Here is a 13,126-nt window from a genome sequence, read left to right on the forward strand (position 1 = left end):
TGTTTCAACCGTACCACGGCGCGGGGAGGGTCCCCGACTCAGCTGCTGTCGGGGCTCTTGCTGCTGCTCGAAGTGCTGCTGGGGCTGCTGCTGGGCTTGCCGCTCGCCCCGGACCCCTTGTCACCGGAGTCGCCGGACTTGTCGCCGCCGCCTGCGCCCTTGTCCGCCGCGGCCTGTGCGTCCTCGGCCCGCTCCAGGGCGTCCTCCAGGTCCTTCTGCGCCGTTCCGTACGCCTCCCAGTCGCCCTTCTTGAGGGCTTCCTGGCCCTGGTCGAAGGCCTTCTGGGCGTCGTCGAGCGCTTCCTGGACCGTCGGGTCGCTGGAGGCCGGCGGCGGCTTCGTCTCGTCCTCGTCCGGAGGTTCGGCGGTCGAACCCTCCGCTCCGAAGACCTTGTCGAGCGCCTGTTCCAGCGTGTCCTCGAAGGCGGTCGCACCTCCGTAGGTCACCAGCACCTTGCGCAGCAGCGGGTACTTCAGACCGCCACCCCGGACGTAGACGGGCTCCACGTAGAGCAGTCCCCCGTCGAGCGGCACCGTCAGCAGGTTGCCGTACTCGACTTCCGAGTCACCACCTCTGAGGAGCCTGATGGACTCGGCGATGGACGGTTCGGAGTTGAACTGGCTCTGCACCCGTTTCGGTCCGTCGACCGTTCTGCCCGTGGGCAGTTTGAGGATGTTGATCTTGCCGTAGCCGCTCGTGCCGGCTTCGGCGTTGACCGACATGAAGGCGCTCAGGTTGTCACGGCCGTTCGGCGTGAGCGTCGTCGTCAGGGAGAACGCCTGGGACTGCTCACCCGGCATCTTCATGCTGAGGTAGTACGGCGGCACCGCGTTGCCCGACTTGTTGGTCGGGTCGTCCGGCACCTGCCACACCTCACTGCCGCTGAGGAACGTCTCCGCGTCCTTCACGTGGTAGCGGGTCAGCAGCTCCCGCTGGACCTTGAACAGGTCCTGCGGGTACCGCAGGTGGTCCATGAGGGCCTGCGGGATCTCGGACTTCGGCTCCACCGTCCCGGGGAAGGCCTTCTTCCAGGTCTTCAGGACCGGGTCCTTGGTGTCCCACTCGTAGAGCGTGACCTTGCCGGTGTACGCGTCGACGGTCGCCTTCACCGAGTTGCGGATGTAGTTGACCTGGTTCTGCTGGGCCACCACCGCCCGCTGGTTGTTGGCGGCGGTCAGCGAGTCGGCCGTCGTGTCACCGAGGGTGGTGCGCGAGGCGTACGGGTAGCCGTTGGTCGTCGTGTACGCGTCGACGATCCACTCGATCTTGTCGCCGACGACCGCGGGATAGGCGTCGCCGTCGATGGTCAGCCAGGGGGCCACCGCCTCGACGCGCTCCTTGGGCGTGCGGTTGTAGAGGATCCGCGAACCGTCGCCGATCGCTCCGGAGTAGAGGATCTGCGGCTCGCTGAACGCCACCGCGTACGCCGCCCGGTTGACCGGGTTCTCGAGGTTGACGCCGCTCTTGCCCTTGTAGCTGGTCGTCTTCTCGCCGGTGTCGTCGGAGTAGTCGATCTCCTTCTGCGGACCGCCGACGATCGAGTACTGGCTGGTCTTCTCGCCGTAGTAGATCCGCTGCTGGTAGTCGCCGAGGTCGCCCTTGGAGGGCAGGTCGTACTCGGTGAACTCCGGGCGTCCTTCGGCGTCGGCGTTGGTGCCCTTGGCCGCGACCACTCCGAAGCCGTGCGTGTAGCGGAAGTGGTTGTTGATCCAGTTGCTCTTCGGGATGCCCTGCAGGTTCAGCTCGCGCAGACCGATGACGGTGTCCTGGTCCTTGCCGTCCTTGCTGTAGCGGTCGACGTCCAGGTTCGACGGGAACGCGTAGTAGTTCCTGACCTGCTGGAGCTGCTGGAACGTGGGCGAGACGACGTTCGGGTCCAGGAGCCTGATGCTCGCGGCGCCGTCGGCGTCGTCGCGCAGCTTGGCCTTGTCCTTGGTCGTGCTCGCACCCGCGTACTCGGTGACCTCGGTCCCGGTGATGCCGTACGCGTCACGGGTCGCCTTGAGGTTCTTCTCGACGTACGGGGCTTCCTTGGCCTGCTCGTTCGGCTGGACCTGGAACTTCTGGACGATCGCCGGGTAGAGCCCGCCGATGAGGATCGCCGAGAGCACCATCAGGCCGAAGCCGATGACCGGCAGCTGCCAGGTGCGCCGCCACAGGGTGGCGAAGAACAGCAGGGCGCAGATGACCGCGATGCAGAAGAGGATCGTCTTGGCCGGCAGGTAGGCGTTGGCGTCGACGTACCTGAGGCCCGTCCAGTTGCCGGTCGCCTTGAAGTCACTGGACTTCACCGCCAGCCCGTACCGGTCGAGCCAGTACGCGACTGCCTTCAGCGCGACGAAGATGCCCAGCAGCACCGACAGATGACCGGTGGCGGCGGCCGTGGCACGCGCTCCGGGGCTGGTGACGCGCAGTCCGCCGTACAGGTAGTGCGTCAGCGCCGCGGCGATCAGCGAGAGGATCGCCGCCGCGAAGCCGAAGCCCAGCATGAAGCGGTACCAGGGCAGGTCGAAGGCGTAGAAGGAGACGTCGAGGTGGAACTGGGGGTCCTTCTGGTGGAAGGGCACTCCGTTCACCCACATGAGCCATGTACGCCACTGGCCCGCCGCGGAGGCACCCGCGATGAGCCCGACCAGGGAGGTGATCCCGAGCAGGATCCACTTCTTGTACGGGGCCACGCCCATGCGGTACCGGTCGAGGCTCTGCTGCTCCATCGACATGGCGCTGAGCGGCGGCCGCAGCCGGTGGGCCAGCCAGATGTTCACCCCGACGGCCACGGCCATCAGCAGTCCGAAGACGAAGAACAGACCGATCTTGGTCCACAGGGTGGTCGTGAAGACGGAGGAGTACTGCACCGAGCGGTACCAGAGCCAGTCCGTCCAGAACCCCGCGAACATGACGAAGGCCATGGCCAGCACGGCCAGTACGCCCAGTGTCATGAGCAGGGTCCGGACGCGCCGGGACGGTCGGCCCACTCTCATCCGCGGCCCTGTCGGGCCTCCGCCGCGGTCCGGCATCTGGAAAGCCAAGGTGCGCACCTCGAAGTTCGCTGTTGGAATCTGAGGGCCCCGCAGACGCCGGGCCACATCTATGCAACTTACTGATGCTTTACTCGGTTCCCGGTTCCGGGGCCGAACGAGGCAGGATTGTGACCATGTCCAACACCGCCTCCTCAGGCACCCCCATGGCGGCCGGGCCTCTCACCCGCGCCGCCCTCGAAATCGACGAGTACGTCTCCGGGCTCGGCTGGGACCAGCCCGCCCGGCTCTTCGCTCTGGTCGACACCACCCGACTGCGCTCCCAGGAACCGGGGCTCGCCGAGCGTCTGGGTCTGACCGAGGACGTGCCCGAGGGCACCCTCACCCCTATCGAGCAGGACGAACTGCCGGCGGGCAGTCCGCTGGACGAGTTCCTCGGCACCATCGCGTGGCCGGACGCCGTGGTCGGCTGCGCGCTGTCCGTGGAGCGGCTGATGCTGCCGCCGTCCGCGGAGGCGTCCGTGCCGGAGGGCCTCGACGAGACGCGGCTGGCGAAGTGGGTCGCCGAGCACCCGGAGCGCCAGGAGGTCCGGATGACCGTGGCCGTGCTGCGGGACGGGAAGCGCGATTCGGCGCTGCGGCTGCGTGAGAAGGACTCGGCGACCGACGTGCTCACCGGCTCCGACCTCGTCCCGGGTCTGGCGGAGGCGCTCACGGCGACGTTCGAGGAGTAGCGGAGACCCCGTCGGCCTGCCGGGGTGTCAGCTCCGGGTGCATTTCGGCAGGCCGGCCGTGTCTCCGCCGCGGATGTCGTCGAGGGCGGCGACCGCGTCGCCGATGGTGCCGACCTTGACGAGCGTGAGCCCGTCGGGGACGTCACGGGCGGCGGCCGCGCAGTTGTCCTCGGGCGTCAGGAAGTACTGGGCGCCCTTGGCCCGGGCGCCGACGGTCTTCATCTCGATACCGCCGATCGGGCCGACCTTGCCGGCGTCGTCGATGGTGCCCGTGCCGGCGACGAACTTGCCGCCGGTGAGGCTCCCCGGGGTCAGCTTGTCGACGATGCCGAGGGCGAACATCAGACCGGCGCTGGGGCCGCCGACGTCGGCGAGCTTGATGTCGATGGTGAACGGGAAGGTGTGGTCGGTCCCGGCCGAGATGCCGACGATCGCCCGCTCCTCGCCCTCGTCGTCGGACTTGGCGGTGGTGATCGTGACGTCCTCGGTCCTGGTCGCCGTCTTCTTCTCCTTCTCGGCGGCGGCCTGCTCCTTGGCCGGCACGATCGTGAAGACGACCTTCTCGCCGGCCTTGTGCCTGGTGACCAGCTTCGCGACGTCGTCGTACGCCTTCACCGGCGTACCGTCGACGGCCTTGATCACGTCACCGGCGTGCAGCCTGCCCTCGGCGGGGGTGTCCTTGACGACGGTGGAGACGATCACCCAGGACTTCACCGGGACGCCGACCTCCTTGAGCGCCGCGACCTTGGCGCTCTCCTGGGACTGGCTGAACTCCTCGGCGTTCTCCTGCGTCGACTGCTCCTCCGTCTTGCCGTTGGGGTAGAGCGTGTCGTGCGGGACCACCTTGTTGTCGTGGGCCAGCCAGCCGTACACCGCCTCGACGAGGTTCATGTTGTAGTCGGCGCTCGTGACCCGGACGGTGGTCATGTTCAGGTGACCGCTCGTCGGGTAGGTCTTGCGACCGGAGATCTGCAGCACCGGCTCGCCGTCGTGCTCGCCGAGGGTGTTCACCGTCGGACCCGGCGACATCTCCGAGTACGGCACTTTGATGAAGACTCCCGCGCACAGGAGCGCGATCAGCATCAGGGTGGAGGCGAGCATCGTCGCGGTGCGGCGTGGCATGGAACGACAGTACGGGACAGCACTGTCAACGGACCGTCGGGGCCGTCCGTCCGGGGTCCCGGGGGTACGGCGGCCGGTCAGACCTCCGAGTGGGACTTCTCCATGGCCTCGCGGAACCGGGTGTAGCCGGCGAGCTCGTGGCCGTCACCGATGGTCTTGCGGTTGCGTCCGGCCCAACTGCCCCAGGCTCCGGCACCTATCGCGGCGAACAATGGAATCAGCAACCAGGCGAGCGCCGCCATGCCGACCTCCCAACCCCGATGAACCATCGCAACTGACTGATCAGCAGATTAACCATCCGCTTGTTCAACGCTCACGGCAGGGGTCGGGTTACGCAACCGGAGCGGTCAGCAGGCTCCGACCCACTCCTCCGTACCGTCGGAGAACTTCTGGTGCTTCCAGATCGGGACCTCGTGCTTCAGGTCGTCGATCAGCTTCCGGCAGGCCTCGAAGGCCTCGCCGCGGTGCGGGCAGGACACGGCGACGATCACGGCGAGATCGCCCACCCGCAGGTCACCGATGCGGTGCACCGCGGCGAGCGCCCGCACGGGGTACTCCGCGACGACCTTCTCCGCGACGCGCCGCATCTCGGCCTCGGCGCTCGGGTGACAGGAGTACCCGAGGGCGTCGACGTCCGCTCCCGCGTCGTGGTTGCGCACGGTCCCCACGAACAGCGCGGTCCCTCCGGAGGCGTCGTCACCGACGGCCCGGAAGACCTCGTCCAGGGAGAGGTCGGTCTCCCGGACGGCCAGCAGTTTGATCGGATCCTGTGCGGCCTGCTCACCGGGATGATCGTTCATGGGTGCCATACCCCCCATCGTGCCCCACCCCGTCGGCCCCGCGGAACAGCTCCCGCGACCCGGCGCGCGCATACGGGGCGCAGCCTCCCGCGCCGACCGCCTTCAGGTCCCCGTCCGGCGGACTCCGGAGCGGGCACCGGCTCAGATCCGCCGCCGGGCCTTGCGCGCCCGCCGCACCAGTGCGGCCGTGCCGAGCAGGGCAACCGTCGCTCCGGCGGCACCCGCCGCGGTGGCGTCCTTGCGTCCGAGCCGGCGTCCGGCGAGGGTGTGCCTCCCGGCGACCTCCCCCAGGAGCTCGGCGAGGACCTCCTCGTTGGTCCACCGGGGCCGCCACCCGGCCTCGTGCAGCCGGCTGCCGCTGACCACCCAGGGGTACATCGTGTACGCGAGGTCCCCGGCCGGCGACGGGGTGAGCCCGATCCGGTGCAGCCGGGCCGCGGCTCCCAGGGCGACGGCGGACGGCAGCTCCATCCGGCGGATCCCGCTGAGCTCCTCGACCTCCTCCTGCTCCAGCCATCCGTCGCACCCGACGGCCAGTTCGCCCTCGACCTTCTCCAGGGCCGCGTACTCCAGGGCGGCGCACAGGTCCTCGATGTGGCAGAACTGCCAGGCGGGCCGGGAGCCGGCCACGACCAGCAGCCGAGGTGACTCGAAGTACCTGGTCAGTGCGGTGTCGGTGCCTCCGACGAGCACGGCGGGCCGTACGACGGTGACGTTGAGGCCGGGGTGCGCGCGGGGCGCCCGCCGGGCGAGCCGCTCGACCTCCAGAAGGTCCCCGACCCCCGTGGCCTCGGCGGTGGCCCGCAGTTCCGCGTCCTCGGACAGGGGCAGTTCGTTGTCGGGCAGCGCTCCGTAGACCATGGCCGACGTGCACAGCACGACCCGGTGGACCCCGGCGGCCGCGGCGGCCGTGAGCACGGTCTGGGTGCCCCGCACGTTGTACGCCGTGCGCGCCGCCGGGTCCGTCTCGAGGCCGAGGTCGAGCGCGAGGTGCACCACGACGTCCGCCCCGCGCAGCTTCTCCGCGATGGCCGGGTCCCGGACGTCCAGGATGTGCCACTGCGCGTCCGCGCACTCGCCCCGCCGCTCGTCGATGGCGATGACCTGCTTGATCTCGTCGCTGGCGGCGAGGCGCTCGGTCAGCATCGCGCCGATCCCGGCCGCGGCGCCGGTGACGGCGACGACGGGGCCCCGCGCGGTCCCGCCGGCCCGTGCCGCCGAGGTCGAAGGGCTCTCTGCGGGCGTCGGAGGGGTTGAGGGGTTTCGCGCTGCGCGAACCTGTGGATCTGGGGAACTCACCGGGCGTCTCCAGCGGTTGTCTTCAGTAAGAACGCGAGTGGCGCATACGTACCAGGTGGCATCCATCCTGCCGCAGCCGCCGAGTCGGCGACGCACCGAGGCCCGAACCGGTTGTGGTGTCTACGCTGGGTGGTGATGCAGGGCAGCCGCCGTCGGACCGAACCGGCGGCCTTAACAGCCGAGGAATCCCGTGAGTGACACCCCATTCGGATTCGGCCTTCCGCCGGAGGAGCCGGAGAACGGCGACGAGGGCAAGAAGAAGGACCAGCAGAGCGGTGGTGGTCAGGGACCTGCCAACCCGTTCGGTTTCGGGCCCGGCGGACCCGGAGGCGACAATCCGCTCGCCGCGATGTTCGGTTCGCTGAACCCCAACGACCTGGGCGCGGCGTTCCAGCAGCTGGGCCAGATGCTCTCGTACGAGGGCGGCCCGGTGAACTGGGACATGGCCAAGCAGATCGCCCGCCAGACGGTGTCCCAGGGCACCGCCGACGGCACGAAGGACGCGAGCGTCGGCCCGGCCGAGCGCGCCGCGGTCCTGGACGCCGTGCGGCTGGCCGACCTGTGGCTGGACGACGCGACGTCGCTGCCGTCCGGTGCCACCTCCGCGGTGGCCTGGAGCCGCGCGGAGTGGGTCGAGGCGACCCTGCCCGTGTGGAAGGAGCTCGTCGACCCGGTCGCCGAGCGCGTCGGCGCGGCCATGGGCGACGTCCTGCCCGAGGAGATGCAGGCCATGGCGGGCCCGCTGCTCGGCATGATGCGCTCCATGGGCGGCGCCATGTTCGGTACGCAGATCGGTCAGGCCGTCGGCGTGCTCGCGGGCGAGGTCGTCGGTTCGTCCGACGTCGGCCTGCCGCTCGGCCCGGCCGGCAAGGCCGCGCTGCTGCCGCTGAACATCGAGGCCTTCGGCAAGGACCTGGGGATCGCCCAGGACGAGGTGCGCCTGTACATCGCCCTGCGCGAGGCCGCCCACCAGCGGCTCTTCGCCCACGTGCCATGGCTGCGCTCGCACCTGTTCGGCGCGGTCGAGGGCTACGCGCGCGGGATCAAGGTCGACACGGCGAAGCTGGAGGACGTGGTCGGCCAGTTCGACCCGCAGAACCCCGAGGAGCTGCAGGCAGCGCTCCAGCAGGGCATGTTCCAGCCCGAGGACACGCCGGAGCAGAAGGCGGCGCTGGCCCGCCTGGAGACGGCGCTCGCCCTGGTGGAAGGCTGGGTGGACGCGGTGGTCCACTCGGCGGCGAAGCCCCGCCTGTCGTCCGCGGACGCGCTGCGGGAGACACTGCGCCGCCGTCGCGCCACGGGCGGCCCGGCGGAGCAGACCTTCGCCACGCTGATCGGCCTGGAGCTGCGTCCGCGCCGGCTGCGGGACGCCTCGCGCCTGTGGGCCTCGCTCACGGACGCGCGCGGGGTCGACGGCCGGGACGGCCTGTGGGCGCACCCGGACATGCTGCCGACCGCCTCCGACCTGGACGACCCGGACGGCTTCGTGCACCGCGAGCAGCTGGACTTCTCCGAGCTCGACAAGATGCTGGGCGAGGCCGCGGGCGGTTCACCCGAGCGGCCCAACCTCACCAAGGAGGACACCGACGGCGGGAACAGGGCCGAGGGCGGGACCGAGGACAAGGGCGACAGCGACAAGTGACCCTGTACGACGACGCCGTCCTGGTCCTGAAGGACGTCGAGGGGCAGGACGAGCTGCGCCAGGCCTATCTCGACCATCTGGAGGCCCATCCGGACGGTCTGTGGAAAGCCTGTACGGCCGGGCACGTCACGGCGAGCGCCCTGGTGATCGATCCCGGCCGGGGCAGGGTCCTGCTGACGCTCCACAGGAAGCTGCGGATGTGGCTCCAGATGGGTGGTCACTGCGAGCCCGGGGACACCACCCTGGAGGCGGCGGCCCTGCGTGAGGCCACGGAGGAGTCGGGCATCACGGGCCTGACCCTGCTCCCGGGCGGCCCCGTCCGGCTCGACCGCCACCCCATCCCGCCGCCCTGCCACTGGCATTTCGACGTCCAGTACGCGGTGGTGGCGGAGCCGGACTCCGTCCAGACGATCAGCGAGGAGTCCCTGGACCTGCGCTGGTTCGCCTACGGAGAGGTCCCCCAGGTCGCCGACGACTCGGTGGTCCGCCTCCTGGAAGCGACACGAGCAAGGCTCTGAAGACGCGTCCCTGAAGACGCGCCCCGTCAGGGGCGCTCTTCAGGGCCGCGTCTTGAGGGGCTCGGGGAACTGCGCGCCCAGCCACGACGGGCTCGCAGCCGCCCGGAGTCCAGGAGCGATCAGCTCCAGACATTCCCCTGGTTCTGCCCGCGGGCACCCTGCTGCCCCACCCCGTACTGCGCGGCGATCCCGCCCCCGATCGCCGCGTTCTGCGGCGGCAGCAGCTCACTGGGCTGCACGAGGGCGTACCCCTGTCCCATGAAGCTGAGCTCCCAGCCCTCACCGGTGTTGCCGCGGCGGCGGAACACCCCGGAGGAATGGGTCTGGGCCTGCATCTGGACCCGCAGCCCCGTCGACCAGGCGACGATCGCGTCGGCGTCGCAGTTGACGTACTTGTCCGGCGTGACCTGCAGCATCAGCGGACTGCCCGACGTCATCAGGGCGACCTTGCCGCGTCCGGAGATGTTGAGCTGGTACTTGCCGGAGCCGGAGATGCCGTACTGGCTGTCCACGGCGATCACCTCGTGGTGCAGCGCGGAGTCCATCGCCAGGACGTAACCGCTGTCCACGGTGAGACCGTCCTGGTCCACGTCCACCACATGGATGTGCTGGGCGAGGTTGGCCAGGTAGACGGTGCCCTGCCCGTGGCAGCGCATCAGGTCGAGGCCCTCCCCCGTGACGGCGCGGGAACGCTGCTGGCCGGTGTTCTGGAACTCGGCGTCGAACTCCACGAGTCCCTGGTAGGCGACCATGGTGCCCTTGCGGGCGAGTACGTCGTCGTGGCCCTGCAGGAGGACGCGCAGCATCTGCTTGTTCTGCAGGCTGTAGCGCTCCTGGGACTGCTGGTCGTTGTAGGCGAAAAGCGGGCTCTGCATGGTGTGTCCTCCCCCTCAGCCCCGGACCCGGAGACGGTCGGTGCTGTCCTCGCTGGGCTGGACGACGACGATGCCCTGTCCGGAGAAGGCCATCTGGAAGGCCTCGCCGCTGCCCCGCCCGATCAGCGACTGTGCCTTGAAGCTGCGCTTGCCCTTCACCTTGAGGTTCGGGGACCAGGCGACGAGCGCGTCCGGGTCGACGTACGTCTCGTCCTCGCCACCGCCGCAGTCGACGACGATGGGCTTGCCCCGGGAGGTCAGCGCGACCCAGCCCTGCCCGGAGATCTTGGTGTTCCACAGGCCCTGGCCGGCGAATTTCGCCAGCCCCTTGACCCGCTCGACGCCCCATGTGAGGTGGGCGTCGAAGGCGAGGAGGTTGGTGGCGTTGACGGAGATGCCGTCGCCGTTGAGGTTGATGACGACGACGTTCGCCCCGTAGTCGGAGAGGTAGAGCAGGCCGTCCCCGGAGCACTTCATCAGCGGGGCGCCCTCGCCGGTCATCCAGTCCTTGGCGATCTGGCGCACGGCCGGCGGATTGGGCTCGTACTGGACGAAGCCCTCGTAGGCGACCATCGACCCCACGCGCGCGAGGAGGTCGTTCCCGGTCTGCATGGCGACCTTGAGCATGTGATTGCCGTGGTTCTCCATGCGCGCGGCGACGGGTGCCGGGGCGAAGCCCGCGAGTTGCTGGTTCATTGGACGGGCTCCCTCAGACCTCGTACGGCTGGACGACGATGAAATTGCCGGGCGCGCCGCGGAACTGAAGGTTCACGCTCTCCCCGGTGTCACCGGGGTAGGCGTTGCGGCGCGTCCGCACCTGGCTGGAGACGATCACCTGGGACGCGGCGGACCAGGCGACGACGGCGTTGCAGTCGGCGAACGTCGTCGGTGTCACGGGCAGGACCACGGGCACGCCGCTCGTCTTCACGACGATCGTGCCGGTGCCCTGGAACTGCATCGTGAAGAGGGCGCCGCCGGGGATGCCGTGTCCTTCGATGCGGCGCACCTCGTACTGCAGCGTCTCGTCGAAGGCGAGGACGTTCTCCGCGGAGACGCAGACCCCGTCCCCCTGCAGCTCGATGGGGTGCAGCATGGCGGAGTTCTCCGCGAGGAAGACCTGACCGCGGCCCGAGCAGCGCATGAGCTGCATCTCCTGGCCGGTCGCGTTGCCCACCATCCGGCCGGCGAATCCGGCGCCCTTGTAGCTGAAGTCGACCTTGCCCTGGTAGAGCACCATGCTGCCCTGGCGGGCCAGTACGGCCTGGTCGCCGCCCATGCCGAGGTCGACGCGGACCATCTTCTTGTTCTGCTGGGTCCAGCGCTGCCCGGTGGGCGTCTCCTTGTAGGCCTGCAGCGCCGCGGTGACACCGGCGCCGCCCGGGGGAGCGCCCTGCGGCACTCCGTACCCGGCGGGCACGCCGGGCTGACCCGGCGCCTGGCCGAAGGGCGGCTGCTGACCGTAGCCCGGGGGCGGGGCCGGCTGCCCGTAGCCCTGGGGCGGGGCGGGCGCCTGGGGCTGTCCGTAACCGGGTGGCAGGGGCGCGGTCTGGCCGGGCGGCTGACCGTACGCAGGCTGGTGGCCCGGCTGCCCGTAGGGCGCGGGAGCAGGTGCCGTCGGCGGTACGGGGCCGGCGCCGGGCGGGGTCAGGGGCGCGACGATGGTCGGTGCGGCGTGCACCGGGGGTGCGGGCGCCGGGGGTGGTGTGGGTGCCGGGGGCGGCGCGAAACCCTGGGCGGGCTGCGGCGCGGCGGGCGCGGGGGCCGGTGTGGCGGGGCCCGAGGGGGCGCCGAAGGCGGGCGGCGCGGCGGCCTGGGCAGGCGGCGCGAACGACGGGGCGCCCGGCTGCGGCGCGGGGGCGGCGGCGGGCTCCTCCTCGGCGACCTCGCCGCCGAAGTTCTTCAGCAGCGCGTCGAGGCCGCCGTCGAAACCCTGCCCGACCGCGGCGAACCGCCAGACGTCCTTCAGGTAGAAGTCGCCCAGCATCACGGCACGCTCGGTGGAGAACTCGGCTCCGGTGAAGGAGTACCGGGCCACCTCCTCGCCGCCCGCCACGATGCGGAGGTATCCGGGAGCGATCTGGGACATCTGGCCCGCGCCGTCGACGGTCGCCGTGAACGACAGCTTCTGGATCTGCGGCGGAATCCTGTCGAGGGTGACGCGGAAGGACTCCGTGTCGCCCGCCTGCGCGCCGAGGAGCTGGACCGACTCCTCGGGGGTCTTCGGCTGGTTGAAGAAGACGAAGTACCGGTCGTCGGAGAGCCGTTCCTCGGCGTCCAGGCCGAAGCAGCTGATGTCGAAGGTCAGCCCCGGACCGGTGATCTGTACCCCTACGTACAGATCGGTGCCCGCGGTGAGGTCACTGATCCTGGCCTTGTGGCCGCGTTGGAATTCCCTGGCCATGCGTAACGACCGTCCCCCATCCCGAAAACAAGTGCGTCGCGTCAGGCTAACGGCAAATTCCAGCCGTGGACCAAGCCGGTACAGACCCGGTACACAATCCGTGCCGCCGCACGTCCGACGGGGTTTCGGCGTCGGGCCGGCGTCACTCGCCGCGCGTCGTGGGCAGGTGGGGCAGCCTGTCGGCGGCGACCACTCCTTCGAGGTAGCCACGGGCCCGCTCGGTGCGCGGGTAGGCCTCGAGGAGCTGCCAGAAATCGGCCCCGTGGCCGGGTACGAGCAGATGCGCGAGCTCATGGACGAGGACGTAGTCCACGACGTACTCGGGCATGCCCTGCAGGCGGTGCGACAGGCGGATGCTGCCTTCGGCGGGGGTGCACGAGCCCCACCGGGTGTTCTGGTTGGTGACCCAGCGCACCGAGGCGGGCCGGGCCCGGCCGTCGAAGTACAGCTCGGAGAGCCGGGCGGCGCGCTCGGACAGTTCCGTGTCGCCGAGCACCCGCTTGCTCTCCTGGGCGGCGAGTTTGTCGAGCATGACCGTGACCCAGCGCTGTTCCTCCGCCTCGGACATCCTGGCGGGAATGAGCACGATGGTGCGATCACCCTCACGGTACGCGGAGACCGTCCGGCGCCGCCGGGCGCTCCTGCGGACCTCGATCGCGCTCACCCCCGAGCCGCTCGGCGGCTGGCTCGTCGTGCTGCGCTGTGGGTTTCCGGCGCGGTGCAGTGGGTCGGCGGGCACGCCCCGACGTTACCCGTT

Annotated in this window: 12 protein-coding genes; 3 read left to right on the forward strand and 9 right to left on the reverse strand. The window is 70.1% G+C overall.

Features of this window, described 5'->3' with window-relative positions; genetic code table 11:
• Nucleotides 1-38 precede the first annotated feature (38 nt).
• The gene (locus QFZ75_RS13380) at nucleotides 39-3,017 is read right to left on the reverse strand and encodes a UPF0182 family protein (RefSeq protein ID WP_307544444.1); all 2,979 of its coding nucleotides are present in this window, start codon (nucleotides 3,015-3,017) and stop codon (nucleotides 39-41) included.
• Nucleotides 3,018-3,154: 137 nt separating this feature from the next.
• On the opposite strand from QFZ75_RS13380, the gene QFZ75_RS13385 reads away from it, so the two are divergent.
• Nucleotides 3,155-3,712, forward strand: a complete 558-nt coding sequence (locus QFZ75_RS13385; protein ID WP_307536778.1) for a PPA1309 family protein — start codon at nucleotides 3,155-3,157, stop codon at nucleotides 3,710-3,712.
• 27 nt (nucleotides 3,713-3,739) lie between these two features.
• Here QFZ75_RS13385 and QFZ75_RS13390 read toward each other — a convergent pair whose 3' ends face one another.
• The 4 genes from QFZ75_RS13390 to QFZ75_RS13405 form a co-directional block, all read right to left on the reverse strand.
• Nucleotides 3,740-4,834 carry a PDZ domain-containing protein gene (locus tag QFZ75_RS13390; protein WP_307536780.1) on the reverse strand — a complete coding sequence of 365 codons (1,095 nt, stop codon included), beginning with the start codon at nucleotides 4,832-4,834 and terminating at the stop codon, nucleotides 3,740-3,742.
• A 77-nt stretch (nucleotides 4,835-4,911) separates the two neighbouring features.
• Complete coding sequence (locus QFZ75_RS13395) at nucleotides 4,912-5,103, reverse strand: hypothetical protein (protein ID WP_307545104.1); 192 nt, start codon at nucleotides 5,101-5,103, stop codon at nucleotides 4,912-4,914.
• A 78-nt stretch (nucleotides 5,104-5,181) separates the two neighbouring features.
• Nucleotides 5,182-5,643 carry a molybdenum cofactor biosynthesis protein MoaE gene (locus QFZ75_RS13400; protein ID WP_307536782.1) on the reverse strand — a complete coding sequence of 154 codons (462 nt, stop codon included), beginning with the start codon at nucleotides 5,641-5,643 and terminating at the stop codon, nucleotides 5,182-5,184.
• A 132-nt stretch (nucleotides 5,644-5,775) separates the two neighbouring features.
• A complete protein-coding gene (locus tag QFZ75_RS13405) occupies nucleotides 5,776-6,933 on the reverse strand; it encodes an SDR family oxidoreductase (protein WP_307536783.1) in 1,158 nt (385 codons plus the stop codon).
• Between the two features lie 190 nt (nucleotides 6,934-7,123).
• Here QFZ75_RS13405 and QFZ75_RS13410 point away from each other — a divergent pair, with 190 nt between their 5' ends.
• Complete coding sequence (locus QFZ75_RS13410) at nucleotides 7,124-8,575, forward strand: zinc-dependent metalloprotease (RefSeq protein WP_307536785.1); 1,452 nt, start codon at nucleotides 7,124-7,126, stop codon at nucleotides 8,573-8,575.
• The gene (locus QFZ75_RS13415; RefSeq protein ID WP_307536786.1) at nucleotides 8,572-9,093 is read left to right on the forward strand and encodes an NUDIX hydrolase; all 522 of its coding nucleotides are present in this window, start codon (nucleotides 8,572-8,574) and stop codon (nucleotides 9,091-9,093) included. The genes QFZ75_RS13410 and QFZ75_RS13415 overlap by 4 nt, the downstream gene beginning before the upstream one ends.
• Before the next feature lie 119 nt (nucleotides 9,094-9,212).
• Here the strand turns inward: QFZ75_RS13415 and QFZ75_RS13420 are convergent, their stop codons facing one another.
• From QFZ75_RS13420 to QFZ75_RS13435, 4 genes are all read right to left on the reverse strand, one after another.
• A complete protein-coding gene (locus QFZ75_RS13420) occupies nucleotides 9,213-9,968 on the reverse strand; it encodes an AIM24 family protein (RefSeq protein ID WP_307536787.1) in 756 nt (251 codons plus the stop codon).
• Between the two features lie 15 nt (nucleotides 9,969-9,983).
• On the reverse strand, nucleotides 9,984-10,664 hold the full coding sequence (locus QFZ75_RS13425) for an AIM24 family protein (protein WP_266496347.1): 681 nt from the start codon (nucleotides 10,662-10,664) through the stop codon (nucleotides 9,984-9,986).
• Between the two features lie 13 nt (nucleotides 10,665-10,677).
• A complete protein-coding gene (locus QFZ75_RS13430) occupies nucleotides 10,678-12,369 on the reverse strand; it encodes a TerD family protein (RefSeq protein ID WP_307536790.1) in 1,692 nt (563 codons plus the stop codon).
• Between the two features lie 142 nt (nucleotides 12,370-12,511).
• A complete protein-coding gene (locus QFZ75_RS13435) occupies nucleotides 12,512-13,108 on the reverse strand; it encodes a M48 family metallopeptidase (RefSeq protein ID WP_307536791.1) in 597 nt (198 codons plus the stop codon).
• Nucleotides 13,109-13,126 lie beyond the last annotated feature (18 nt).

Source organism: Streptomyces sp. V3I8, assembly GCF_030817535.1.
Taxonomy (GTDB): Bacteria; Actinomycetota; Actinomycetes; order Streptomycetales; family Streptomycetaceae; genus Streptomyces.

Bases quoted from the DNA above. Each gene is read 5' to 3' on its own strand.
- QFZ75_RS13390 (WP_307536780.1), bottom strand. From the start codon at position 4,834: ATGCCACGCCGCACCGCGACGATGCTCGCCTCCACCCTGATGCTGATC.
- QFZ75_RS13385 (WP_307536778.1), top strand. From the start codon at position 3,155: ATGTCCAACACCGCCTCCTCAGGCACCCCCATGGCGGCCGGGCCTCTC.
- QFZ75_RS13425 (WP_266496347.1), bottom strand. From the start codon at position 10,664: ATGAACCAGCAACTCGCGGGCTTCGCCCCGGCACCCGTCGCCGCGCGC.
- QFZ75_RS13400 (WP_307536782.1), bottom strand. From the start codon at position 5,643: ATGGCACCCATGAACGATCATCCCGGTGAGCAGGCCGCACAGGATCCG.
- QFZ75_RS13430 (WP_307536790.1), bottom strand. From the start codon at position 12,369: ATGGCCAGGGAATTCCAACGCGGCCACAAGGCCAGGATCAGTGACCTC.
- QFZ75_RS13380 (WP_307544444.1), bottom strand. From the start codon at position 3,017: ATGCCGGACCGCGGCGGAGGCCCGACAGGGCCGCGGATGAGAGTGGGC.
- QFZ75_RS13420 (WP_307536787.1), bottom strand. From the start codon at position 9,968: ATGCAGAGCCCGCTTTTCGCCTACAACGACCAGCAGTCCCAGGAGCGC.
- QFZ75_RS13395 (WP_307545104.1), bottom strand. From the start codon at position 5,103: ATGGTTCATCGGGGTTGGGAGGTCGGCATGGCGGCGCTCGCCTGGTTG.